This is a genomic window from Polaromonas sp. CG_9.5 (assembly GCF_035984465.1).
Classification (GTDB): Bacteria; Pseudomonadota; Gammaproteobacteria; order Burkholderiales; family Burkholderiaceae_C; genus Polaromonas.
Window position 1 is genome coordinate 1 of sequence record NZ_JAXCHR010000003.1, and the last position, 19,954, is coordinate 19,954.

At 57.7% G+C, this 19,954-nt stretch carries 21 protein-coding genes, 1 pseudogene and 1 riboswitch; of the genes and pseudogenes, 10 read left to right on the forward strand and 12 right to left on the reverse strand.

Features of this window, described 5'->3' with window-relative positions:
- Window positions 1–96: 96 nt before the first annotated feature.
- A pseudogene (locus tag RCH06_RS02870) lies at window positions 97–735 on the forward strand (IS30 family transposase); the annotation flags it as partial.
- 86 nt (window positions 736–821) lie between these two features.
- Here the strand turns inward: RCH06_RS02870 and tolA are convergent.
- The 10 genes from tolA to ribD all read right to left on the reverse strand — a co-directional run bounded on the left by tolA (window position 822) and on the right by ribD (window position 9,488).
- The gene (gene tolA, locus RCH06_RS02875; protein WP_327079925.1) at window positions 822–2,195 is read right to left on the reverse strand and encodes a cell envelope integrity protein TolA; all 1,374 of its coding nucleotides are present in this window, start codon (window positions 2,193–2,195) and stop codon (window positions 822–824) included.
- Window positions 2,196–2,227: 32 nt separating this feature from the next.
- A complete protein-coding gene (locus RCH06_RS02880) occupies window positions 2,228–2,662 on the reverse strand; it encodes a biopolymer transporter ExbD (RefSeq protein WP_327079926.1) in 435 nt (144 codons plus the stop codon).
- A gap of 168 nt (window positions 2,663–2,830) precedes the next feature.
- Window positions 2,831–3,523 carry a protein TolQ gene (gene tolQ / locus RCH06_RS02885; RefSeq protein ID WP_327079927.1) on the reverse strand — a complete coding sequence of 231 codons (693 nt, stop codon included), beginning with the start codon at window positions 3,521–3,523 and terminating at the stop codon, window positions 2,831–2,833.
- 15 nt (window positions 3,524–3,538) lie between these two features.
- Entirely contained in the window at window positions 3,539–3,955 is a 417-nt protein-coding gene (ybgC, locus tag RCH06_RS02890; protein WP_327080138.1) for a tol-pal system-associated acyl-CoA thioesterase, read from the reverse strand.
- Window positions 3,956–4,229: 274 nt separating this feature from the next.
- On the reverse strand, window positions 4,230–5,426 hold the full coding sequence (locus RCH06_RS02895) for a pyridoxal phosphate-dependent aminotransferase (protein ID WP_327079928.1): 1,197 nt from the start codon (window positions 5,424–5,426) through the stop codon (window positions 4,230–4,232).
- A gap of 30 nt (window positions 5,427–5,456) precedes the next feature.
- Complete coding sequence (nusB, locus tag RCH06_RS02900) at window positions 5,457–5,978, reverse strand: transcription antitermination factor NusB (protein WP_327079929.1); 522 nt, start codon at window positions 5,976–5,978, stop codon at window positions 5,457–5,459.
- A 35-nt stretch (window positions 5,979–6,013) separates the two neighbouring features.
- On the reverse strand, window positions 6,014–6,478 hold the full coding sequence (gene ribH / locus RCH06_RS02905) for a 6,7-dimethyl-8-ribityllumazine synthase (protein ID WP_327079930.1): 465 nt from the start codon (window positions 6,476–6,478) through the stop codon (window positions 6,014–6,016).
- 26 nt (window positions 6,479–6,504) lie between these two features.
- The gene (gene ribBA / locus RCH06_RS02910; RefSeq protein WP_327079931.1) at window positions 6,505–7,611 is read right to left on the reverse strand and encodes a bifunctional 3,4-dihydroxy-2-butanone-4-phosphate synthase/GTP cyclohydrolase II; all 1,107 of its coding nucleotides are present in this window, start codon (window positions 7,609–7,611) and stop codon (window positions 6,505–6,507) included.
- A complete protein-coding gene (locus tag RCH06_RS02915) occupies window positions 7,611–8,276 on the reverse strand; it encodes a riboflavin synthase (RefSeq protein WP_327079932.1) in 666 nt (221 codons plus the stop codon). The genes ribBA and RCH06_RS02915 overlap by 1 nt, the downstream gene beginning before the upstream one ends.
- 102 nt (window positions 8,277–8,378) lie before the next feature.
- Complete coding sequence (gene ribD, locus RCH06_RS02920) at window positions 8,379–9,488, reverse strand: bifunctional diaminohydroxyphosphoribosylaminopyrimidine deaminase/5-amino-6-(5-phosphoribosylamino)uracil reductase RibD (RefSeq protein WP_327079933.1); 1,110 nt, start codon at window positions 9,486–9,488, stop codon at window positions 8,379–8,381.
- A 179-nt stretch (window positions 9,489–9,667) separates the two neighbouring features.
- Between ribD and RCH06_RS02925 the strand changes: the two genes are divergently transcribed.
- From RCH06_RS02925 to RCH06_RS02965, 9 genes are all read left to right on the forward strand, one after another.
- Window positions 9,668–10,066: a type IV pilin protein gene (locus RCH06_RS02925; protein ID WP_327079934.1), complete on the forward strand. Its 399-nt coding sequence runs from the start codon at window positions 9,668–9,670 to the stop codon at window positions 10,064–10,066.
- Window positions 10,060–10,635 (forward strand): type IV pilus modification protein PilV, encoded by a 576-nt coding sequence (gene pilV / locus RCH06_RS02930; RefSeq protein ID WP_327079935.1) that lies wholly within the window; start codon window positions 10,060–10,062, stop codon window positions 10,633–10,635. The genes RCH06_RS02925 and pilV overlap by 7 nt, the downstream gene beginning before the upstream one ends.
- A 5-nt stretch (window positions 10,636–10,640) precedes the next feature.
- Window positions 10,641–11,960 carry a PilW family protein gene (locus RCH06_RS02935; protein WP_327079936.1) on the forward strand — a complete coding sequence of 440 codons (1,320 nt, stop codon included), beginning with the start codon at window positions 10,641–10,643 and terminating at the stop codon, window positions 11,958–11,960.
- Window positions 11,957–12,472: a pilus assembly PilX family protein gene (locus tag RCH06_RS02940; RefSeq protein ID WP_327079937.1), complete on the forward strand. Its 516-nt coding sequence runs from the start codon at window positions 11,957–11,959 to the stop codon at window positions 12,470–12,472. Before RCH06_RS02935 ends, RCH06_RS02940 begins: the two co-directional genes overlap by 4 nt.
- Window positions 12,473–12,494: 22 nt before the next feature.
- Complete coding sequence (locus tag RCH06_RS02945; RefSeq protein ID WP_327079938.1) at window positions 12,495–15,722, forward strand: pilus assembly protein; 3,228 nt, start codon at window positions 12,495–12,497, stop codon at window positions 15,720–15,722.
- Window positions 15,719–16,282, forward strand: a complete 564-nt coding sequence (locus RCH06_RS02950; protein WP_327079939.1) for a GspH/FimT family pseudopilin — start codon at window positions 15,719–15,721, stop codon at window positions 16,280–16,282. The genes RCH06_RS02945 and RCH06_RS02950 overlap by 4 nt, the downstream gene beginning before the upstream one ends.
- 12 nt (window positions 16,283–16,294) lie before the next feature.
- Window positions 16,295–16,900, forward strand: coding sequence for a GspH/FimT family pseudopilin (locus tag RCH06_RS02955; RefSeq protein WP_327079940.1), 606 nt, complete (start codon window positions 16,295–16,297; stop codon window positions 16,898–16,900).
- A 159-nt stretch (window positions 16,901–17,059) separates the two neighbouring features.
- Window positions 17,060–17,488: an antitoxin Xre/MbcA/ParS toxin-binding domain-containing protein gene (locus tag RCH06_RS02960; RefSeq protein WP_327079941.1), complete on the forward strand. Its 429-nt coding sequence runs from the start codon at window positions 17,060–17,062 to the stop codon at window positions 17,486–17,488.
- Window positions 17,488–17,970, forward strand: a complete 483-nt coding sequence (locus RCH06_RS02965; RefSeq protein WP_327080139.1) for an RES family NAD+ phosphorylase — start codon at window positions 17,488–17,490, stop codon at window positions 17,968–17,970. Before RCH06_RS02960 ends, RCH06_RS02965 begins: the two co-directional genes overlap by 1 nt.
- Here RCH06_RS02965 and nrdR read toward each other — a convergent pair.
- Both nrdR and glyA read right to left on the reverse strand, forming a co-directional pair.
- The gene (gene nrdR / locus RCH06_RS02970; protein WP_327079942.1) at window positions 17,939–18,388 is read right to left on the reverse strand and encodes a transcriptional regulator NrdR; all 450 of its coding nucleotides are present in this window, start codon (window positions 18,386–18,388) and stop codon (window positions 17,939–17,941) included. The genes RCH06_RS02965 and nrdR overlap by 32 nt on opposite strands.
- A 100-nt stretch (window positions 18,389–18,488) precedes the next feature.
- A complete protein-coding gene (glyA, locus tag RCH06_RS02975) occupies window positions 18,489–19,733 on the reverse strand; it encodes a serine hydroxymethyltransferase (protein ID WP_327079943.1) in 1,245 nt (414 codons plus the stop codon).
- A 57-nt stretch (window positions 19,734–19,790) separates the two neighbouring features.
- A riboswitch (ZMP/ZTP riboswitch) is annotated at window positions 19,791–19,922 on the reverse strand.
- Window positions 19,923–19,954: the final 32 nt, after the last annotated feature.

Sequence of the window (19,954 nt, forward strand, 5' to 3'; positions counted from 1 at the left end):
TTTGACCCTGCCGCATTCGACGTGGCCGAAATCAACCAGTGGCTCCACCAGACTGAGTCTTGAATTTCAATACGGGTACTGGGCGGACGCTTACGTGAGCTGCGCCGTGAGTTGATTGCTTGTTTGCGCCATGCGCGCACCAAGCGCCTGCCGCGCACCCGGGGTGAAGACCGCAGGGGCAAGATCGCCGATATGCTCAGCATCCATGTGCGCCCGCCCGAGGTGGCCGACCGGTTGTTCCCCGGCCACTGGGAGGGCGATTTGATCAAGGGCAAGGCCAACGCGAGCGCCGTGGGCACGCTGGTCGAGCGCACTTCACGGCTGCTGATCCTGGTGCACCTGCCAATCCCCAAGCCCGCCAGTGCCGCCCATGTGCTCCAAGCCTTCACCGACAAGCTGCGCTCAATTGCACAACCCATGCGGCGCACCCTGACCTAGACCCAAGGCTCTGAGATGGCGCGCCACAAGGAGCTTTGCGCCAATACCGGTATCGCGGTGTACTTTTGTGACCCCCACAGCCCCTGGCAGCGGGGCACCAACGAGAACACCAATGGCTTGGTGCGCCAGTACTTGCCCAAGGGCACGGACCTCTCGGGCTACTCCCAGGCGCAGCTCGATGCCATCGCCGATGAGATCAACAATCGACCGCGCAAGACGCTCAATGCGCATTCGCCCCTTGAGGTCTACCGCAATTTGTTGCTCAACTACCACCCCTCGCCCGCTACTATTCAATGATCCCTGTGTTGCGCTTGGACTTGAAACTGCCCAATAGAGACGGGCGCAGGCAGCTATTTATTTGATAGCGAATTGCCTGGCCGCATTCAGTGCGGCCGGAGTTCGATGATCATCGGCGTAGGGATTCGGCCATCTATATCGCGCGGCAGCGATCCGGTGCGAACAATGGCTTTGAGTGCGGCATTATCCCAAGCCTTGTTGCCGCTGGATTTCAGCAGTCGCTGGCTCATGATGGTGCCATCCGCCGTGGTGGTGACTTCCACTTCTGCCTTCGGATTGCCCGTGATCTCGTCGCTGAAGACCACGTTCGGCAATATCTTGGCCCTGACCTTGCCCGCATATCCGGCTGATGGCCCGCTCGCTTTTGCAGCGCCGGAACTGCCGGCATTCGCCAGGCTCATCATGCGTTTAACGGCATCCTGATGCTGCTTTTCTGAAGCGGCAGCGGCGGCAGCCTGCTTTTGTTTGGTGACGGCAGCAGCAGCTGCTTCTTTTCGCTTCTCGGCGTTGGCTGCGGCTGTGGCGGCAGCGGCTGCTTCTTTTCGTTTCTCGGCGTTGGCTGCAGCTGTAGCGGCAGCAGCTGCTTCTTTTCGTTTCTCGGCGTTGGCTGCGGCTGTAGCGGCAGCGGCTGCTTCTTTTCGTTTCTCGGCGTTGGCTGCGGCTGTAGCGGCAGCGGCTGCTTCTTTTCGTTTCTCGGCGTTGGCTGCGGCTGTAGCGGCGGCTTGCTTTTGCTTTTCTGCAGCTGCCGCCGCATTGGCAACGGCAGTGCGCTTTTCTTTTTCTTTTTCTTTTGCCAGCTCGCGGGCTTCCTGCTTTTTGGCTTCTGCTTTTTGGGCTAGTTCTTCGGCTTTGCGATCCGCCAGTGCTTCTTTGGCTTTCAGCTCTTTTTCGTGTCTGGCTTGCAGTTCGGCCTCATGCTTCTCTTGCAGCTTTTGCGCTTTGCGGACTTCTGCTTCTTTCTGTTGTTGAACCAGCTTGCGTTTTTTTTCTTTTTCAAGAGCAATGTCGGCATCCGGCAGGACTGGCGTGATCTTGACTTCAGGCGCTTTGGCCACCGGCGGCGGTGGGACTGGTTTGGGTGCAGGCGCAGGAACGGCCCGCGCAACAGGCGCTGGCGGTATGGGTGCCGGTGTGGGCTTGGGTGCGGGCGGCGGTGGAGCTGGCTTGGGCAGGGGCGCAGGAATGGGTTGCGCAACAGGCTTGGGCGGCGGCGGTGTGGGTTCTGGCGGAGGCTCGGGTGCGGGCGGCGGCACTACAAGCTCTTTGGGTGCGGTCTGCTGGGGCGCGTCAGACCACAACTCGGCTTGGAACGACGCGGTTTCATCAGTGCGTTTCCAGTTCACGCCCCAGGTCAGGGCAGCAATCAGCAGGGCGTGTACCAGCAGCGACAGCCCGAACGCGCGCGGCGAGCCTTTGTCGCGTGGCGGGGTAAATTCAAGGCGATCTGCAGTGCTGGGCATGGAGGTCTGGCGGTCTTCCGGTGGGTCGCGGCTTATTTGCCGGTTTGAACGGACAGGCCGACACGCGACACACCAGCTTTTTGCAGCGTGTCCATGACCTGAACCACGGTTTCGTACTTGATGGACTTGTCGGCGCTGATAACGACCGGCACCGCCTCGGCACCTTGCGCTTTCACACCAGGCTCCCGGCTGAGAATATCAGCCGCCACACCTTTTACGCTGCTGGACAGGGTGTCGGTCTTGAAGCGGATCTGCAGACTTTCGTCTTTCTGGATATCGATGCGCACGGGGTTTTGCGGTTGCTTGGACGCCTGGCCGACTTTGGGCAGGGCAATCATGCTGGGCGTGATCAGTGGCGCCGTCACCATGAAAATGATGAGCAGCACCAGCATGACGTCGATGAACGGCACCATGTTGATCTCGCTGATGGTGCGGCGGCCCCGGCCACGTGAACTAACTGTTGGCATGGTTGTTTCCTGAGCAAGACGACAGCAGCACAGGCTGCATTGAAAAAACCGTGGAGACACCCCCTGCGCCCCAGCAGGGGCCGCGGAACCGGCTTAGCCGGGCCGCAGGCGCAGCAGCCCCCTCGGGGGGCAGCGAACCACACGAAGTGGGGAGCATGGGGGTCATTTCTAGTGGCCTGAGGGCGACTGCGCACCCAGGTTGCGCTGAAGGATGTTGGAAAACTCTTCAATGAAGGTTTCCAGACGATTCGCGATGCGATCAATGTCGTGCGCAAAGCGGTTGTACGCCACCACCGCCGGAATAGCGGCAAACAGGGCGATGGCCGTCGCCACCAGTGCCTCTGCAATGCCGGGCGCCACGGTGGCCAGGGTGACCGACTCCATAGCCGCCAGCCCGGTAAAGGCATGCATGATGCCCCAGACCGTGCCGAACAGGCCGACGTAAGGCGACACCGAGCCGACGGTGGCCAGAAAAGACAGATTCGATTCAATCGTATCCATCTCGCGCTGGTAACTGGCCCGCATGGCGCGTCGTGCGCCGTCGAGCAGCGTGCCGGCGTCGCTGATATGGCGCTCACGCAGTTTTTGGTATTCACGCATGCCGCTGGCAAAAATGCGTTCCATGGAGCCCGATGTCTTGGCGTTTTGAGCAGCGCCTGCAAACAAATCGTTCAGGCTGGTGCCCGACCAGAACTCGCGGTCAAACTCGTCATTGAGAAACTGGGCGCGCTTGAGTGCGACTATCTTGCGGAAAATGGCGGCCCAGCTGGCAATGGAAATGCCGATCAGCAAAGCAACCACCGCCTGGACGACCCAGCTGGCGTGAATAAGGAGATTGACAATGGAGAGGTCTTGGTTCATGTTGAAGCTTTTTTATCAGGTTTTCAAGCTGTCCAGAATGCAGGCGGGTATGCGTTTTGGCTGCAGGCTGGCACCGTGGACCCAGCCAATTCGTATCGTGCCTTCGCAAAGCAACGTGGCAGATAGCGGGTCTTTTTGCTCTGTTTTTAATAGCGCTTGCTGCTTGATTATCATGGATGCACGACCGGTTTCTATCAGACTGGCCGTAATAATCAGTTGATCGTCCAGACGGGCCGGACGGAGGTAGCGAATGCTGGTTTCGGTCACGACAAACATGCCGCCCGTGCTGTCTTTCATTCGCTGCTGTTCGATGCCCAACGATCTGAGCCACTCGGTGCGCGAACGTTCAAAAAATTTAAGGTAGTTGGCGTAAAAAACGATGCCGCCTGCATCTGTGTCTTCCCAGTAGACGCGAACTGGCCACTGGAAAATGGCCCCCACGCTAAAGGGTGATGCCCCCACGCTCCCCACTTCGTGTGGTTCGCTGCCCCCCGAGGGGGCCGCTGCGCCTGCAATCCGGCAAAGCCGGTCTTGCGGCCCCTGCTGGGTTGGGGCGGGGGCATTCGTGCTCGCCGCTTTGTGGGGGTTACTGTTGTTTGAGGGGACTGCTGCACCTGCAGTCTGGCAATGCGGATCTTGCTGCCCTTGCTTGAGCGAAGTCTCCGCGCTGCCGTCTGTAACCGCGTGCGCTGCGCTGGCCTTCATATCAGCCAAGTACCGATTCCAGCCGGGCCACGGCTTCTTTGAGTTGCGCCATCGAATTGGCGGTCGAAAACCGCACGAATTGCTCGGGCGCTGCGTGGCCAAAATCCCTGCCTGGCGTCACGGCCAAGTGGACGCGTTTCATCAGCTCAAACGCAAAGTCCCAGCTGCCGCTGACACCCAGCCGGGCGGCGGCTTCGGTGCAATCGGCATAGGCGTAGAAAGCGCCATCCGGCATGACCGGCACGCGCAGGCCCAGGCGGTTCAGTTCGGGAATAAAGTAGTCACGGCGGGCTTTGAATTCAGCGCGGCGGCTTTCGTATTCCCTCAAGCTTTCCGGTTCAAAGCAGGCTAGCGCGGCATGTTGCGCCACGGTGCTGGCGCAGATGAACAGGTTTTGCGCAATGCGCTCGATCACGGGGGTCAGCGTCTCGGGTACCACCAGCCAGCCCAGCCGCCAGCCCGTCATGTTGAAGTATTTGCTGAAACTGTTGATGCTGATGACGCTCTGGCCGAGTCCGCCGGGCAGGGCCAGCGCCGAGTGGCCAAAGTGTTCTTCGTAGCTCAGGCCCAGATAAATCTCGTCAATCAGCGTGATGCCGCCCCGGCTGTGAACGAATTCATGAATGCGCTGCAGCTCTTCGGGCGCAATCGACGTGCCTGTCGGATTGGAGGGCGACGCCAGCAACACGCCGCGTGTTTTGTCCTTCCACGCCGCTTCCACTTTCTCGCGCGTCAGCTGAAAGCGCTCTTGGGCCGTGGTCGGAATCAGCACCGCCGTGCCTTCTGCCGCGCTGACAAAATGCCGGTTGCACGGGTAGCTCGGGTCAGGCATCAGGATTTCGTCGCCGGCCTCGACCAAGGCCAGGCAGGCGAGTTGCAGCGCAGCCGATGCGCCCGCTGTGATGACAATCCGGCTGGGCGCCACATCCGCGCCAAAACGCGCGCCATACCAGTCGCTGATGCGCTGGCGCAAGGCCGGCAAACCCAGCGCCGGTGTGTACTGTGTGTCGCCTTTTTCAATCGCGCGGCAGGCCGCTTGCTGCACCAGCGGCGGCGCGGTAAAGTCAGGTTCGCCGATGTTCAGAAAAATCATCGGCTGGCTCGTATGCGCCACCTGCTGCGCCAGCGCGCTGGCCGCCTTGGCCACTTCCATCACGTAAAAAGGCTCAATCCGCTCGGCGCGCTGGGAAATCTTCACGGCAAAACTTTCAGGAAACAAGAATGGTTTTCAGGCTTGACGCGATTGGTCGGCAGCCACTTCGGCGGCGCGCAGCGAAGGCGCCATCTTGTGCAATACGCCGTTGACGTATTTGTGGCCGTCGGTGCCACCAAACGCCTTGGCCAGCTCGATGCACTCGTTGATGACGACGCGGTAGGGCACATCCAGGCAATGTGTGAACTCGTAAGCGCCGATCCACAGAATGGCATGCTCCACCGGAGAAATTTCGGCCATTTTTCGATCCAGCAAAGGAGTGATGCGCTCATCGAGCACTTGGGCTGAATCAATGCAGCCGTGCAGCAAGGCGTCGTAATGGGCCGAATCTGACTTGTGAAAGCCCACCAGATCGCGGGTGAAAGCGTCAATCGAATCGACCGCGTTTTGCCCCACCAGATGCTGGTACAGCGCCTGCAAGGCAAATTCGCGTGCGCGGGTGCGGGCCGATTTGTCGGCCGCTTTTTTTACGCCGGTGTCGGTCAGGCCGGTGCGGTTTTGCGGGGGACGTTTGGGTTTGGTGAGGGGTTCAGCCATGAAGCTCCGTTTGATTTTTTGTAAGAGAGGAATGTTCAGGCAAGCGCGTTGAGCAGATTCGCCATCTCGACGGCCACGCGCGCCGCGTCACGGCCTTTTTCGTCCTGACGCGCCTGGGCTTGCTCCATGTTTTCGACCGTCAAAATTGCGTTGGCAATCGGCAACTGGTAGTCGAGCGCCAATCGCGTCACGGCCGAGCCGCTTTCGTTCGCCACCAGCTCGAAGTGATAGGTCTCGCCGCGAATGATGCAGCCCAGGGCGATCAACGCATCAAAGTTTTCTGTTTCTGCCAGGGCCTGCAGCGCGCAGGGCACTTCCAGCGCGCCAGGCACTTTGACATGGGTGATGTTTTTTTCTTCAAGGCCAAGGGCTAACAGCTCTTTTTTGCAGGCTTCGGCCAAAGCGTCGGTCACGCCTTCATTGAAACGCGCCTGGACTATGCCAATGGAAAGCTTTTTGCCGTCCAGGTTGTCGGACCAGCCTTTTTCTGCACCAAACATGATGAACTTTCTGATGAAGGAAATGATTAATCTTTGCCGATATAGCCGACGATTTCGAGGCCGTAGCCGGTCATGCTGGGCATGCGGCGCGGATTGCCCATGAGCTGCATTTTTTGCACGCCGCATTCACGCAAAATTTGCGCGCCCACGCCGTAAGTGCGCAAGTCCATACGGCCGCGTTCCGGCGCTTGCGCGGCACGTGCCGTGCCTTCAAACTGGGCCAGCAACTGGGACGCGCTTTCGCCGCAGTTCAGCAGCACCACCACGCCCTGGCCTTTGCTCTCAATATGCGCCAGCGTCTGGTCCAGGCTCCACGAATGCATGGTGCGGCCGGTCTCTAACAGGTCGAGCACCGACAGCGGCTCGTGAACACGCACGGCCACCGTGTCTTCAGCAGCCCATTGGCCCTTGACCAACGCCAGGTGCAACTCGTGGCTGGTTTTGTCCTTGAACGCATGCGCGGTGAATTCTCCAAAAGCCGTATGCACAGTACGGCTGCCCACTTTTTCAAGCAGCGACTCGGTGCGGCTGCGGTGTTCGATCAGGTCGGCAATGGTGCCGATTTTCAGGCCATGCGTGGCTGCAAACACCTGCAAGTCCGGCAAACGGGCCATGGTGCCGTCGTCGTTCATGATTTCGCAAATCACGCCCGCTGGCGAGCAGCCGGCCATGGCGGCCAAGTCGCAGCCCGCTTCGGTATGGCCGGAACGCATCAGGACGCCGCCATCAACGGCTTGCAGCGGAAAGATGTGGCCGGGCTGCACCAGGTCGCTGACCTGGGCGTTTTTGGCGACGGCTGCCTGCACCGTACGGGAACGGTCAGCGGCCGAAATGCCGGTGGTCACGCCTTCAGCGGCTTCAATCGACACCGTGAAGGCGGTGGAGAACTGCGCACCATTGCGGGCCGCCATGGGCGGCAGTTTCAGGAGTTCGCAGCGCTCGCGTGTCAGCGTCAGGCAAATCAGGCCACGGCCAAATTTGGCCATGAAGTTGATGGCTTCGGGTGTTACGTGGTCGGCGGCCAGCACCAGATCACCTTCGTTTTCGCGGTCTTCTTCGTCAACCAGAATGACCATGCGACCAGCGCGCATCTCGGCAATGATGTCTTCAACAGGGGAAATGAGAGTGGTCATTAGGCAATGGTTTGTTTTGTGAGGGAATCTTGAAGCATGCGTTCGACATAGCGCGCGATCAGGTCGATTTCCAGGTTGACCTGGGAGCCTTGGTTTAACTGGCCGAGCGCGGTATTTTGAACGGTGTGGGGAATCAGGTTGATGCTGATCTCGCAGCCCGGCGTGTTGTCGGGCTCATCGAAATTGCCTGCCAGATCGGTGACGCGGTTCACGGTCAGGCTCACGCCGTTGACGGTGATTGAGCCTTTATAGGCCATGTATTTGGCCAGCGTTTGCGGCGCACGGATGCGCAGCTCCCAGCTTTCGCCCACCTGCGCAAAATGCGTGATGCGGCCAATGCCATCGACATGGCCCGACACGATGTGGCCACCAAGCCGGTCATGGGCGCGCAGGGCTTTTTCGAGGTTGATGATGCCGAGTTCCGCCAGACCGCAGGTTTTGCCCAGCGATTCGGCGGAGATGTCGATGGTGAATTGGTTTTGGGCAGGCTCCAGCGACGTGGCCGTCATGCAAGCGCCGTTAAGCGCAATGCTGTCGCCCAAGCCCACATCATCCAGATAACCCGCAGGGGTTTCAATGGTGAGACGCAGGCCATGATCTGAAGAGCTGCCCAGGCGATGGATAGCGACGATGCGCCCCATGCCGGTGATGATTCCGGTAAACATGCGGCTATTTTCGCAGGGAAAAGAGGTGGAACGGCCGGCTGGGCCGTAAAGGCGTTGAAAAGGCTTGTAGATGGCCTTGAAACGCCTCGGCCGGAAAGATGGCTAAAACTGGTCGCGACCGGCGACGCGGGCCACGATGCGCAAGTCGGCGCCCACCCTGTCAATAGACTGAAACTGCAGCGCCACTGCGTCAGCCAGCGACTGCAAGGGCCCGAACGCCGCCATGCCCTGGCCCGGCCCCAGAAGTTTGGGCGCCAGGTAAAGCAAGAACTCATCGACCAGCCCGGCGCGAATCAGCGAGCCATTGAGCTTGCTGCCGGCCTCGACATGCAGCTCGTTGATTTCGCGGGCTCCCAAGTCTTTCATCATGGCCGCCAGATCCACCTTGCCGTACGCGTCAGGCAGCATGACGACTGTGGCACCGCGTGCTTCCAGTGCCGCTTTTTTAGCATCATTTTGGACTGCAGCGTAGATGATGCAATCGCGACCAGCTATGAAAAGATGAGCATCCAGCGGCGTTTGCAAGCGGCTGTCTACCACCACGATATGCGGCTGGCGCGGTGTTTGAACCTCTCGCACATCCAGTCGTGGGTTGTCTTCGAGCACTGTGCCGATGCCTGTCAGCACGGCGCTGGCGCGCGCGCGCCAGGCATGGCCGTCGGCGCGGGCATCGGGCGAGGTGATCCACTGGCTCTGCCCATTGGCCAGCGCCGTCGTGCCATCGAGCGACGCGGCCATTTTCATGCGCACCCACGGCGTGCGGCGAATCATGCGGCTGAAAAAGCCGATATTGAGTTCGCGGGATTCGGCGGCGCCCGGGCCGACTTCTACCTCGATGCCGGCTGCGCGCAAGCGCTCGAAACCTTGGCCCGCAACCAGCGGATTCGGGTCGGCGATGGATGCGACCACCTTTTTGATGCCTGCTGCGATCAGTGCATCGCAGCAGGGGCCGGTACGGCCGTGGTGCGAGCAGGGTTCGAGGGTGACGTAGGCGGTGGCGCCTTCGGTGGAGTGGCCTTGGGCGGCTGCGTCGCGCAGGGCCATGATTTCGGCGTGGGCTCCACCGGTGTGCTGGGTGTGGCCAACGCCGATGAGCGTGCCATTTTCTGACATGAGTACGCAGCCCACTCGGGGGTTCGGCGGGGCCATCAGAAGGGCAAAGCGAGCCCGGTCCAGTGCTTGGTCCATGGCGGGCGGATAGTGATTGGGCATGGCGAACCAGGTGAATGCAGACAGTGGACCAGTATCCCATGGGCAAATCATGGTGCTGGCGTTGGGCGAGCGACACCATTCATTCCGGCAAGTTGACCGATAGTCGGGCAGACCGTGGTCGCGGGTTCAAACTCCCTTAACATCCGCTTTCACTCAATCGAGCAAAAACAGGGGATGACATGCGAAGCGGCAAGCAATACGGTTTTACGCTCATTGAGCTGATGATCACGGTGGCCATCATTGGCATCCTCGCGGCGGTGGCCTATCCGTCTTATACCCAGTACATCATCAGGGGCAACCGTACCGCCGCCATGGCGCAGATGATGGATATCGCCAACCGCGAGCAGCAGTTCTTGCTGGCTAACCGCGCTTACGCCACAAAGACAGTGCTCGAAACCAGTGGTTACGCCTTGCCCTCCGAGGTCAGCACCAAGTACAGCTACGACATCACGGTGGGATCTGACACAGTTTCCCCTCCCTCTTATACGATCACGTTCACGGCCATCGGCAGCCAGACCAGCGACGGCGCTCTCACGCTCAACAGCGCAGGAGTCAAAACCCCTGCCGCCAAATGGTAGTTCCATCCTTCGGGCAAATAGCCCCGCAGCGCGGCTCAAGCATGATCGAGGTGCTGGTGACCATCGTGATTGTGGCCTTTGGTTTGCTGGGTATGGCTGGCCTGCAGTCGCGCATGCAGGTGTCGGAGATGGAGGCCTACCAGAGAGCCCAGGCGCTGGTGCTGCTCAATGACATGGCCGAGCGTATTGCGATCAACCGCACGGTGGCGGCTTCTTATGTGACGGTTTCTGCATTGGGAGCAGGCCTGACGCCATGCCCAGCCGTTGCCTCAGGGCAAACGCTGCAGCAAATTGATGCGCGTGAGTGGTGCAATGCCTTGCAGGGCGCGGCAGAAGCTATTGGCACTAACAAACGGGGCGCCATGCTTGGCGGACGTGGTTGCGTTGAGAGTCTTGGTAACAATGAATACATGATCACTGTCGCCTGGCAAGGATTGATTCCCTTGACCGCACCGCTTGCCAGCGTCGCCTGCGGTCAAAATCAGTACAACGAGGCCGGGTCGGCTTGCATCAATGACTTGTGTCGCCGTACCGTTACCACGGTCATTCGAATAGCTGCTTTGATTTGACCTTTATGAAACACCCTGCCTTACTTTTTCATAATGGGTTTGTCTCGCGTGCCAAAGGCATGCCCCGCCGTCTTTCTCAGAGAGGATTCACCCTGATTGAGTTGATGATCTCGCTCACTTTGGGGTTGCTTCTCATGACTGCCTTGGTCGCGGTATTTCTCAATGTCAGTCGCACCAATACCGAGATGGTCAAAACAAACGGCCTCATTGAAAATGGGCGGTTTGCCATTGACATCCTGCAGGAAGACATTGAGCATGGGGGATTCTGGGGAGGCTATACGCCCCAGTTCGATGATTTCAGCTCGACGCTTGTCCCGGGGGATGCGCCGTCGCTGGCGCCCGATCCCTGTCTTGCATTCAATGCTGCCAACTGGACGGCTGCTTATAAGAACGCTTTGCTTGGCATTCCTGTGCAGAGTTATGACGCCATTCCTACAGGTTGCACGGCGCTAATTTCCTCAAAGAAACCCAGCACGGACGTTCTGGTCGTGCGTCATGCCGCCAATTGCCTGCCAGATGGCGCCAACTGTGAAGCTCTGGACAACAGCAAGTTGTATTTCCAGTCATCGTTCTGCGAAGCCGAAACCACTGCGGCCACTCCCTTGCGTTACGTGCTGAGCAACACAGCAGCCGACTTCACTCTGAAAAAGAGAGGTTGTACTGGAGTCGCTCCTACCACGGCAGGCACCTTGTCTGACAAACGCAAGTTCATCTCCAATATTTACTACATTCGCACTCACGCAGTGACTGCAGGCGATGGCATCCCGACCCTGATGCGCTCAACTTTCAATCTGGTCAGCGGAGTTCCCGCTCATGAAGACCCGCCGGCCGCGCTGATCGAAGGCATCGAAGGGTTGATGGTTGAACTGGGCATTGATGGCCAGAACCGCTGTGGGACCGCCACAAATTACACCACTGCGATTTCTGCGGTCACCCGGGTACGGCCGTCCACCTGCGCGGTGGATGCAGTCACTGCTACTAACAACACAATGCCTACCAATCGTGGTGACGGAGTTCCCGAGACGCCTTTTGTGCGATGCACTACCGGGGCCGGTTGTAACAATGCGCAATTGCGTGATGTGGTGAATGTCAAGCTTTATGTGCTGGCACGCAGCCGCGAGACTGCCCCAGGTTATACCGACTCCAAGGTGTATTGCCTCGGCAGCAGTTGTCCAACTCCGACCGCCACGACCTGCCCCGAAACTGCTGGGGTTGCCGCCAATGCGCTTCCATTGCTCGGACCTTTTTGCGACGGCTTCAAGCGGCATGTATTCCAGTCCACCGTGCGCTTGCCCAACATTTCTGGCAGAAGGGAAACGCCATGAAGCCGGCTAGCCCGCGCAGCCAGAAAGGCGTCACTCTGATCGTAGGTTTGATCATGCTTGTCCTGATCACGCTGATGGTGACCACCTCCTTCACGCTTAGCAGCACCAGCCTCAAGGCGGTAGGAAACATGCAATTTCGCAACGAGTCGATTGCTGCAGCCAACAAAGCGATAGAGCAGGTCATCGGTACAAATTTTGCAGCCGGTTTTGCCAATGTCCCCCCCGCCCAGTCTATTGCCTTTGACATCAACAACGATGGCGTCACGGATTACACAATAGCTGTGGCTGCGCCGGCTTGCATACAGTCCACCGAGGTAGCGGGCAGTGGTTCGGAAGGCGCTTGCAGCAGTGCAACGCTCGAGGGATTCAGCGGTTGTGGCAGCCCCAACTACAGCACGCTTTGGGACATTCAGGCCAAGGTGACCGATGCGGTCAGTGGTACGGATTTGGAGGTGCATCAAGGTCTGCGCGTGGAACTGAGCAGTGATCAAAAAGCCAGCATGTGCCCGTAGGCGAAATTATCAGGAGATCAACATGAAACCCCATTGCTTCAAGATTTTTTTACTCGCAATACTATGCTTCGCTCAGTCGGCATCTCGGGCAGAGGACATCGATTTGTTTGCTGGAGCCACCGCTGCAGCAGGCACTGCGCCGAACTTGCTCTTGGTGATAGACAACGCCGGTAGCTTTTCTGCTAGCGCTCCCGATTGCCAAATTGACGGTGTTAATGCTTCACTCAGTGGGTCGGCAGGCGGTATTGAACAATGCGCACTTTACTCGGTGATCAGCGGCATGCCGGTCACCCCTACAGCATCGGTAAATATCGGTGTGATGGCATACAAAGCCGGCAATGTGGTTGATTATTTGGGAAATAACTGCCGTGGTAGCGCAAACGCTGGCGGATGTCTTTTATACCCTCTTACGGGCCTTACGACCGCTACGAAGCCTGCATTGTTGGACTGGATAAAATCATGGAGAACCAGTGGAAACGGAGCTGGCGCTGTGAAAGCAAATAATCAAGCAACTGCAGCGACAATGCAGGAGGCCTGGGCGTATATGGCCGGTAAAACAGGTCTTTCTGGAACAAATTATGCGAGCATCGCTCCGGTTGCTGGCTGTCTTAAAAACTTTGTAGTTTTTATAGGCAACTCCTACGGTCCCAATGGATCACCAGGCGATTCCACAGGCGATAGTGGCCCATTGAATGCGCTGCTCGGTTCGAATACCACGCTTTTGATGAACGCTTCACCTGTTCCCACGAAGACATCTATTATAAATAGCACCAGTAATGATAATATTACCTCATGCGGTACAGTAAGCTTTCCAAATACTCATGAAAATAGAGGCTATTATCTTGACGAGTGGTCGCGCTATATGCGCGAGCAGAATATAACTACTTATACCATTGGAGTTATTAGTTCTGCTTGCAAGGCGGAATATGCGTGGATTTTGAACAGTACGGCGACTCAAGGGGGCGGGAAATACTTTCCGACTACCAATTTTGCGCAGTTAAAAGCTGCTTTTGAAACTATTTTGAGCGAGGTGCAGTCAACCAATAGCGCCTTTGCCTCGGTCAGCTTGCCAGTCAGCGTTAATACGCAGGGCACTTACCTCAATCAGGTATTTATCGGCATGTTTCGGCCTGATGCCGATTCACTGCCGCGCTGGGCTGGCAACCTCAAGCAGTACAAGATGGGCATGCTCAATGGCGCCTTGAAGCTGCTGGATGCCTCCACAACACCGACATCGGCCATTTCAGCCAGCGGCTCGGACTTCATCGCCGAGTGCGCCCGCAGTTTCTGGACGCCTGCGCTGGCAGATACCGACACCTACTGGAATTATTTTCTCAAGCCCAACTGCACCGGCTATGCGGCTGCGTCCAACACGCCCGATGGCAACATCGTGGAAAAAGGCGGACAGGCTTACATGCTGCGCAGCATGACGCCTGCCAATCGGAGGGTGACGACCTGTTCACCCGTTTTTGCATCCTGTACCTCGCTTACGCCTTTCAATACCTCAAGCACCACCAATGGCTTGCTGGGAAGTAGCGGATCCACTGACACTGGTACGACCGTGACCCAAACCACGCTTGTCAATTGGGCGCGAGGTTTGAACAGCAAGACCTTGCCGACAAATGATGAATCTGCCACCGTTGCCGCGACGGCCATGCGCCCCTCGGTGCATGGCGATGTAGTGCATTCACGCCCGGTTGCCATCAACTTCGGTACCGATGCCATTCCCAGGGTTATGGTTTTTTACGGCGCGAATGACGGCGCCTTGCGCGCCATCAATGGCAATCGTCCAGATAAGAACGCTGCAAACATCGGCACCGTCGCAGCAGGCCCAGGCCAGGAAATGTGGGCTTTCATACCGCCTGAGTTTTACAGTTCGATCAAGCGCCTGTACGACAACACGTCAACGATTTTGGTGCGTGATGGCACCGGAGCCACCAAAATTGCAGGCACCGCCAAAAGCTATGGCATGGACGGCACGATAGTGGGCCATAAGACTGCCAGCGGCGACGCCTGGATTTACGCCACTATGCGCCGGGGTGGCCGGGCAATGTACGCTTTCACGGTCAATAGCTCCACATTGGCCGTTACCCTCAAGTGGAAGCGGGGCTGTGGCATCAACAGCACCACCGACGGCAGTGCCACCACCTGCACCAATGATGGCACTAATGGCGATTTCACAAGGATTGGCCAGACGTGGGCTGCGCCAAAAGTCATTTTTGCATCGGGTTATTTGAGCGGTAATTCCCCTTTGCTGGTGATGGGGGGCGGCTATGACGCAAGCTGCGAAGATGCAATGAGCTACAGCTGCACGACGGCAACAACGACCGGTAATCGTATCTACATAATGGATGCCGATAGCGGCGTGTTGAAGAATACGTTCAGCACTGATCGTGGCGTCACAGGCGACGTGGTGTTCATCAAGGACAGTAGCGGCAAGGTTACCTTTGGCTATGCGGCGGATTTGGGCGGCAATGTTTACCGCATCTCGGGCATCTCGGCCAATGTGGCGATTGGCTCGACCGATCCAAGTCTGTGGACCATTACCAAGATTGCCTCGTTGGGCTGCGCAACCGCCACCACCTGCACCGCTCCAGCGAACCGGAAATTTATCTTTGGGCCCGATGTGACGGTTGACGGCGCGACCAACGTTCTTCTGCTCGGTTCTGGTGATCGTGAGAAACCCTTGAACACTGCCAATACGACGAGCAACTATTTTTTCAAAATCAATGACAAGCCTACAGAGACTGGTTATTTGTCAACTGAAAGCAGCGCTAATTGCCCAGGGGCGAGTGTGATGTGCCTTAACTCTTTGCTGCCCGTAACTTCAGGGACTATTGCCACAACTGCAAATCTGAATACAAAAAAGGGCTGGTATCTTGCTTTGCAAGCTAATGAGCAGGTCGTGACCTCAGCCGTTACGGTGTTCGGTGAGGTTTATTTCAGCACCCATCAACCCAAAGTTACAGCGCAAGGTAGCTGCAGCGCCAACTTGGGAAACACGAGGTCTTACAGCGTTTTATACAAGAATGGCGCTAAACCGGATGGCACCACTGGCGATCCCTTTGTCTTGCTGACGGGGGGCGGCCTGCCGCCATCGCCAGTCGCAGGTAAGGTGACGCTTGATGATGGAACCACAGTTCCTTTCATTATCGGTGCTCTGGGACCGCTGGAAACCAAGCAGTTAACGGGTGCAGCGGGAACGTCAAACTTGTCAAAAATCAGGTCTTATTGGTACATCCAGAAATGACTCACGCCAGTTCTGTCGAGAAAAGCGAGCGGCTGGCAGGAGTCCAGGCTCGCCGCTTCCAGGCCTTGCTGCTGCTGCGGGGCTTCACCTTGATCGAACTACTTGTCACGATCGCGCTGGTGGCTATCTTGATGGCATTGGCAGTACCTTCGTTCAGCGATGCGGCTTTGAGTAGCAAACTGGCGGCCAATGCGAATCGCCTTGCGGCGAGCGCCACGCTGGCGCGCAGTGAGGCCATCAAGCGCAATTCATCCATCAAACTTTGCATTTCCACCAATGGAAACTCGTGTATCACCACGGGGGGCTGGGAGCAAGGCTGGATCGTATTGACTGGAACGACTGTTTTGTTCTACGAGCAGGCAGCGCCGACAGGTTTCAAGATCACTGAGTTGGCAAGCGTGACCAGCCTGATCTTTCAGGCCACAGGCGTGGGTTCAACACAGGCCAGTTTCAAAGTATGCCGGGCGATGCCCAACGCAGGAAGCCAGGAGCGCGTGGTTTCCGTCAGTGCGACCGGCCGCACCTCTGTGACAAAAACGGCCACCGGCGTTTGCACCTGAGAACCTCTGTTCATGAACAAGCCTCCGCTCTCATTGATCATCGGAAGGCTTCAGTGGCGTACGCCGCCTTTATCGCAAAGCTCATCACGAGGCTTTACCCTGATCGAGGTGCTGGTGACCTTGGCCGTGATGGCGGTGCTTGCCACCATCGGCATACCTTCCATGGCGGCCTTAATGGATTCGATCAGGCTTAGATCTGCGTCCAATGTTTTCTTTTCCCATTTGCACTTGGCGCGTAGTGAAGCGATCAAGCGCAACAGCCGAGTCGTCTTGTGCAAATCGGCGGATGGCGTTTCCTGCGTATCCGACGGCGGCTGGGAGCAAGGCTGGATTGTTTTTCATGATGCCAACACAAATGCTGCGCTCGACAGTGGCGAGACGGTCATACATCGAGCAGCGCCATTGGCCGCCAGCTTGAGATTCACTGGAAACACGAATGTGGCCAGATATGTATCGTTCGCCCCTACCGGGGCGACACAATTGGTTGGAGGCGCTTTCCAGGCCGGCACATTCACCGTGTGCCGGCAGTCGGCATCAAGCGGCGATGCATACCAAATCATCCTGAATGCGGTCGGCCGCCCGCGCGTTCAGAAGATTGAGGTCAGCTCCTGCGTTTGATCAACGGTGAACGGCCGCTCAGAGTCGGGCCTCATCCACTTGCGTCTCCAGCATGACCAGCCATCCTTCTTGATGACCGTCGGGAAATTGATGTGCGGATGTTTATTTTAGTATCAATTGACTTATAATTTTTTATCAAACGATACTTTTAGGTCTTCTATGGTACTGGTAACTCCTGAGAAAATAGCCTCTGTGATGGCGCTTGCCTCACTTCCACATTCCTTTGCGGAACTCGACGAGCTGGTTTCGCAGGGTCTCCCCAAGCAAGCGCTCAAAGCCAGTGTTGACCGTGTCTGCAAGAGTAGCGAAGAGCGCAAACAACTTTTGTACCGCATTGTTCCCGAGGCTACTTACAAGCGCCGCCGTAGCACTCTCTCGGCCGATGAGTCTGGGCGAGCCGAACGCTTGGCCCGTGTTTTTGCTACTGCGCAGTACGTGTGGAACTCGGAAGACGATGCCCGTACCTTTTTAAGTACGCCGCATGCGATGCTGCAGGGCCGCACCCCCCTTGATGTTTCAATGACTGAGCTGGGCGCGCGGCGTATTGAAGAATTGCTCTGGAAGCTCTATTACGGAATTGCAGCGTGATGCAGATTTTCCGAATAGGGGACAGTCGGCATCCGATTTGGGATGGCATGGGCGCTGCGTTGATCGGTGGCCGATGGAATAGTCCAGGTCGCTCCGTAATTTACGGATCGCTGAGTTATTCCTGCGCCATGCTGGAAATACTGGTCCACGCAAATATTGGACGCATTCCTGCGACGCACTGTTTCCTGGTGGCCGATGTCCCAGACGTTGTAAGCGTAGAACGCCATGATGTGAATTCGCTTCCCTGTGGCTGGGACGCTGAAAGTAGTTCTGTCGCCAGAGCCTTTGGCGATCGGTGGATCAAGGAAGCTAGAAGCGCAATTTTGCTTATTCCATCGGTGGTTGCCAGGCCGGAATGGAATGCTTTGGTGAATCCAATGCATCCAGACGCAAGCAAATTGCTGATCTCAAAAAGCCAGAAGGTAGTCTGGGATCATCGGCTATGGAAAATTACCGCCCCACCTCATCCACCAGCGTCTTGAACTCATCTATATCCTCAAAACTTCGATAGACGCTGGCAAAGCGGATGTAGGCGATCTTGTCGAGCTTTTTCAACTCCAGCATGACCAGCTCGCCCAGGTGGCTCGAAGCGACTTCGCGCAGGCCGAGGCTCAGCAGCTTTTCCTCGATCTGCTCGACGGCAGCATCAATCTGTGCGGTGCTGACCGGGCGTTTGCGCAGTGCCAGCTTCATGGAGCCGAGGATTTTGCTGCGCTGGTAGTCGGTGCGCCGGCCGTCTTTTTTGACGATGGACGGAAAGCTCACGTCGGGCCGCTCGTAGGTGGTGAAACGTTTTTCACACGCGCCGCACTGGCGGCGACGGCGTATGAATTCGGCGTCTTCTGAAATCCGGGTCTCGATGACCTGGGTTTCAAGATGGCCGCAAAAAGGACATTTCATGCGTGTCCTTGACCAGTTTTTAAGCGTTTAAGGCCGCTGGCGCAATCACCACGGGCGCAAGCAGCTATCAATTCAATAGCTGTTGCGCCGTTCATGGGGTTCAGCCGTAAACCGGGAAGCGGCTGGTCAGGGCGTGGACCTTGGCGCGAACGGCTTCGATGTTGGCTGCATCGCGCGGATTGTCGAGCACGTCGGCAATCAGGTTGGCGGTCAGGCGGGCTTCTTCGTCCTTGAAACCGCGCGTCGTCATGGCGGGGGTGCCAATGCGTACGCCGCTGGTGATCATCGGCTTTTCCGGGTCGTTCGGAATCGCGTTCTTGTTGATGGTCATGTGGGCGCTGCCCAGCACCGCTTCGGCTTCCTTGCCGGTGATGCCCTTGGCGCGCAAATCAACCAGCATGACATGGCTTTCGGTGCGGCCGCTGACGATGCGCAGGCCGCGTTGCGTCAATGTGTCGGCAATGATCTGGGCGTTCTTGACGACTTGCTGCTGGTAGGTTTTGAACTCGGGCGACATGGCTTCCTTGAAAGCAATGGCTTTCGCGGCAATCACATGCATCAGCGGGCCGCCTTGCAGGCCGGGGAAAATGGCGCTGTTGATGGCTTTTTCGTGCTGGGCCTTCATCAGGATGATACCGCCGCGCGGGCCGCGCAGGCTCTTGTGGGTGGTCGAGGTCACGATGTCGGCATGCGGGACCGGGTTGGGGTACACGCCAGCGGCCACCAGACCGGCATAGTGGGCAATGTCGACCATGAAAATGGCACCAACGTCCTTGGCGACTTTGGCAAAGCGCTCAAAGTCAATGCGCAGCGAGTAGGCTGAAGCGCCTGCAATGATCAGCTTGGGCTTGCTTTCGTGGGCCTTGCGCTCCATCGCCTCGTAGTCGATTTCTTCCTTGTCGTTCAGGCCGTAGGAAACGACGTTGAACCACTTGCCGCTCATGTTCAGGGCCATGCCGTGTGTCAGATGGCCGCCTTCGGCCAGGCTCATGCCCATGATGGTATCGCCGGGCTTGAGGAAAGCCAGAAACACGGCTTCGTTGGCGGAAGCACCGCAATGCGGCTGCACGTTGGCGGCTTCGGCGCCGAAAATTTGCTTGATGCGGTCAATGGCGAGTTGCTCGGCCACGTCAACATGCTCGCAGCCGCCGTAGTAGCGGCGGCCGGGGTAGCCTTCGGCGTATTTGTTGGTTAGCTGCGAGCCTTGCGCGGCCATCACGGCGGGCGAGGCGTAGTTTTCGCTGGCAATCAGCTCGATATGCTGCTCTTGCCGGGCGTTTTCAGCCTGGATGGCAGCGAAAATTTCGGGGTCGGTCTGTTCGATGAGAATATTGCGGTGGTACATGGCAGTCCTTCAAGACTTTGGTTCCTTGTCCTTTGGCTTTTTATAAGCAAAGGAAGCAAGGGCTGCCCAGGCGAACGGCTGAACGCTTTTGGCCCACTGGCCGCAAACGGTGCGCTTCCCCGTGGTGTCCCACGTTGGCATCAATGGCTCAAAAAACCAGGATGCCTATCGCCAGTCGCGCACCGCGCTAGTGTAACTTAGGGGGTGGTTGACCCGAAAAT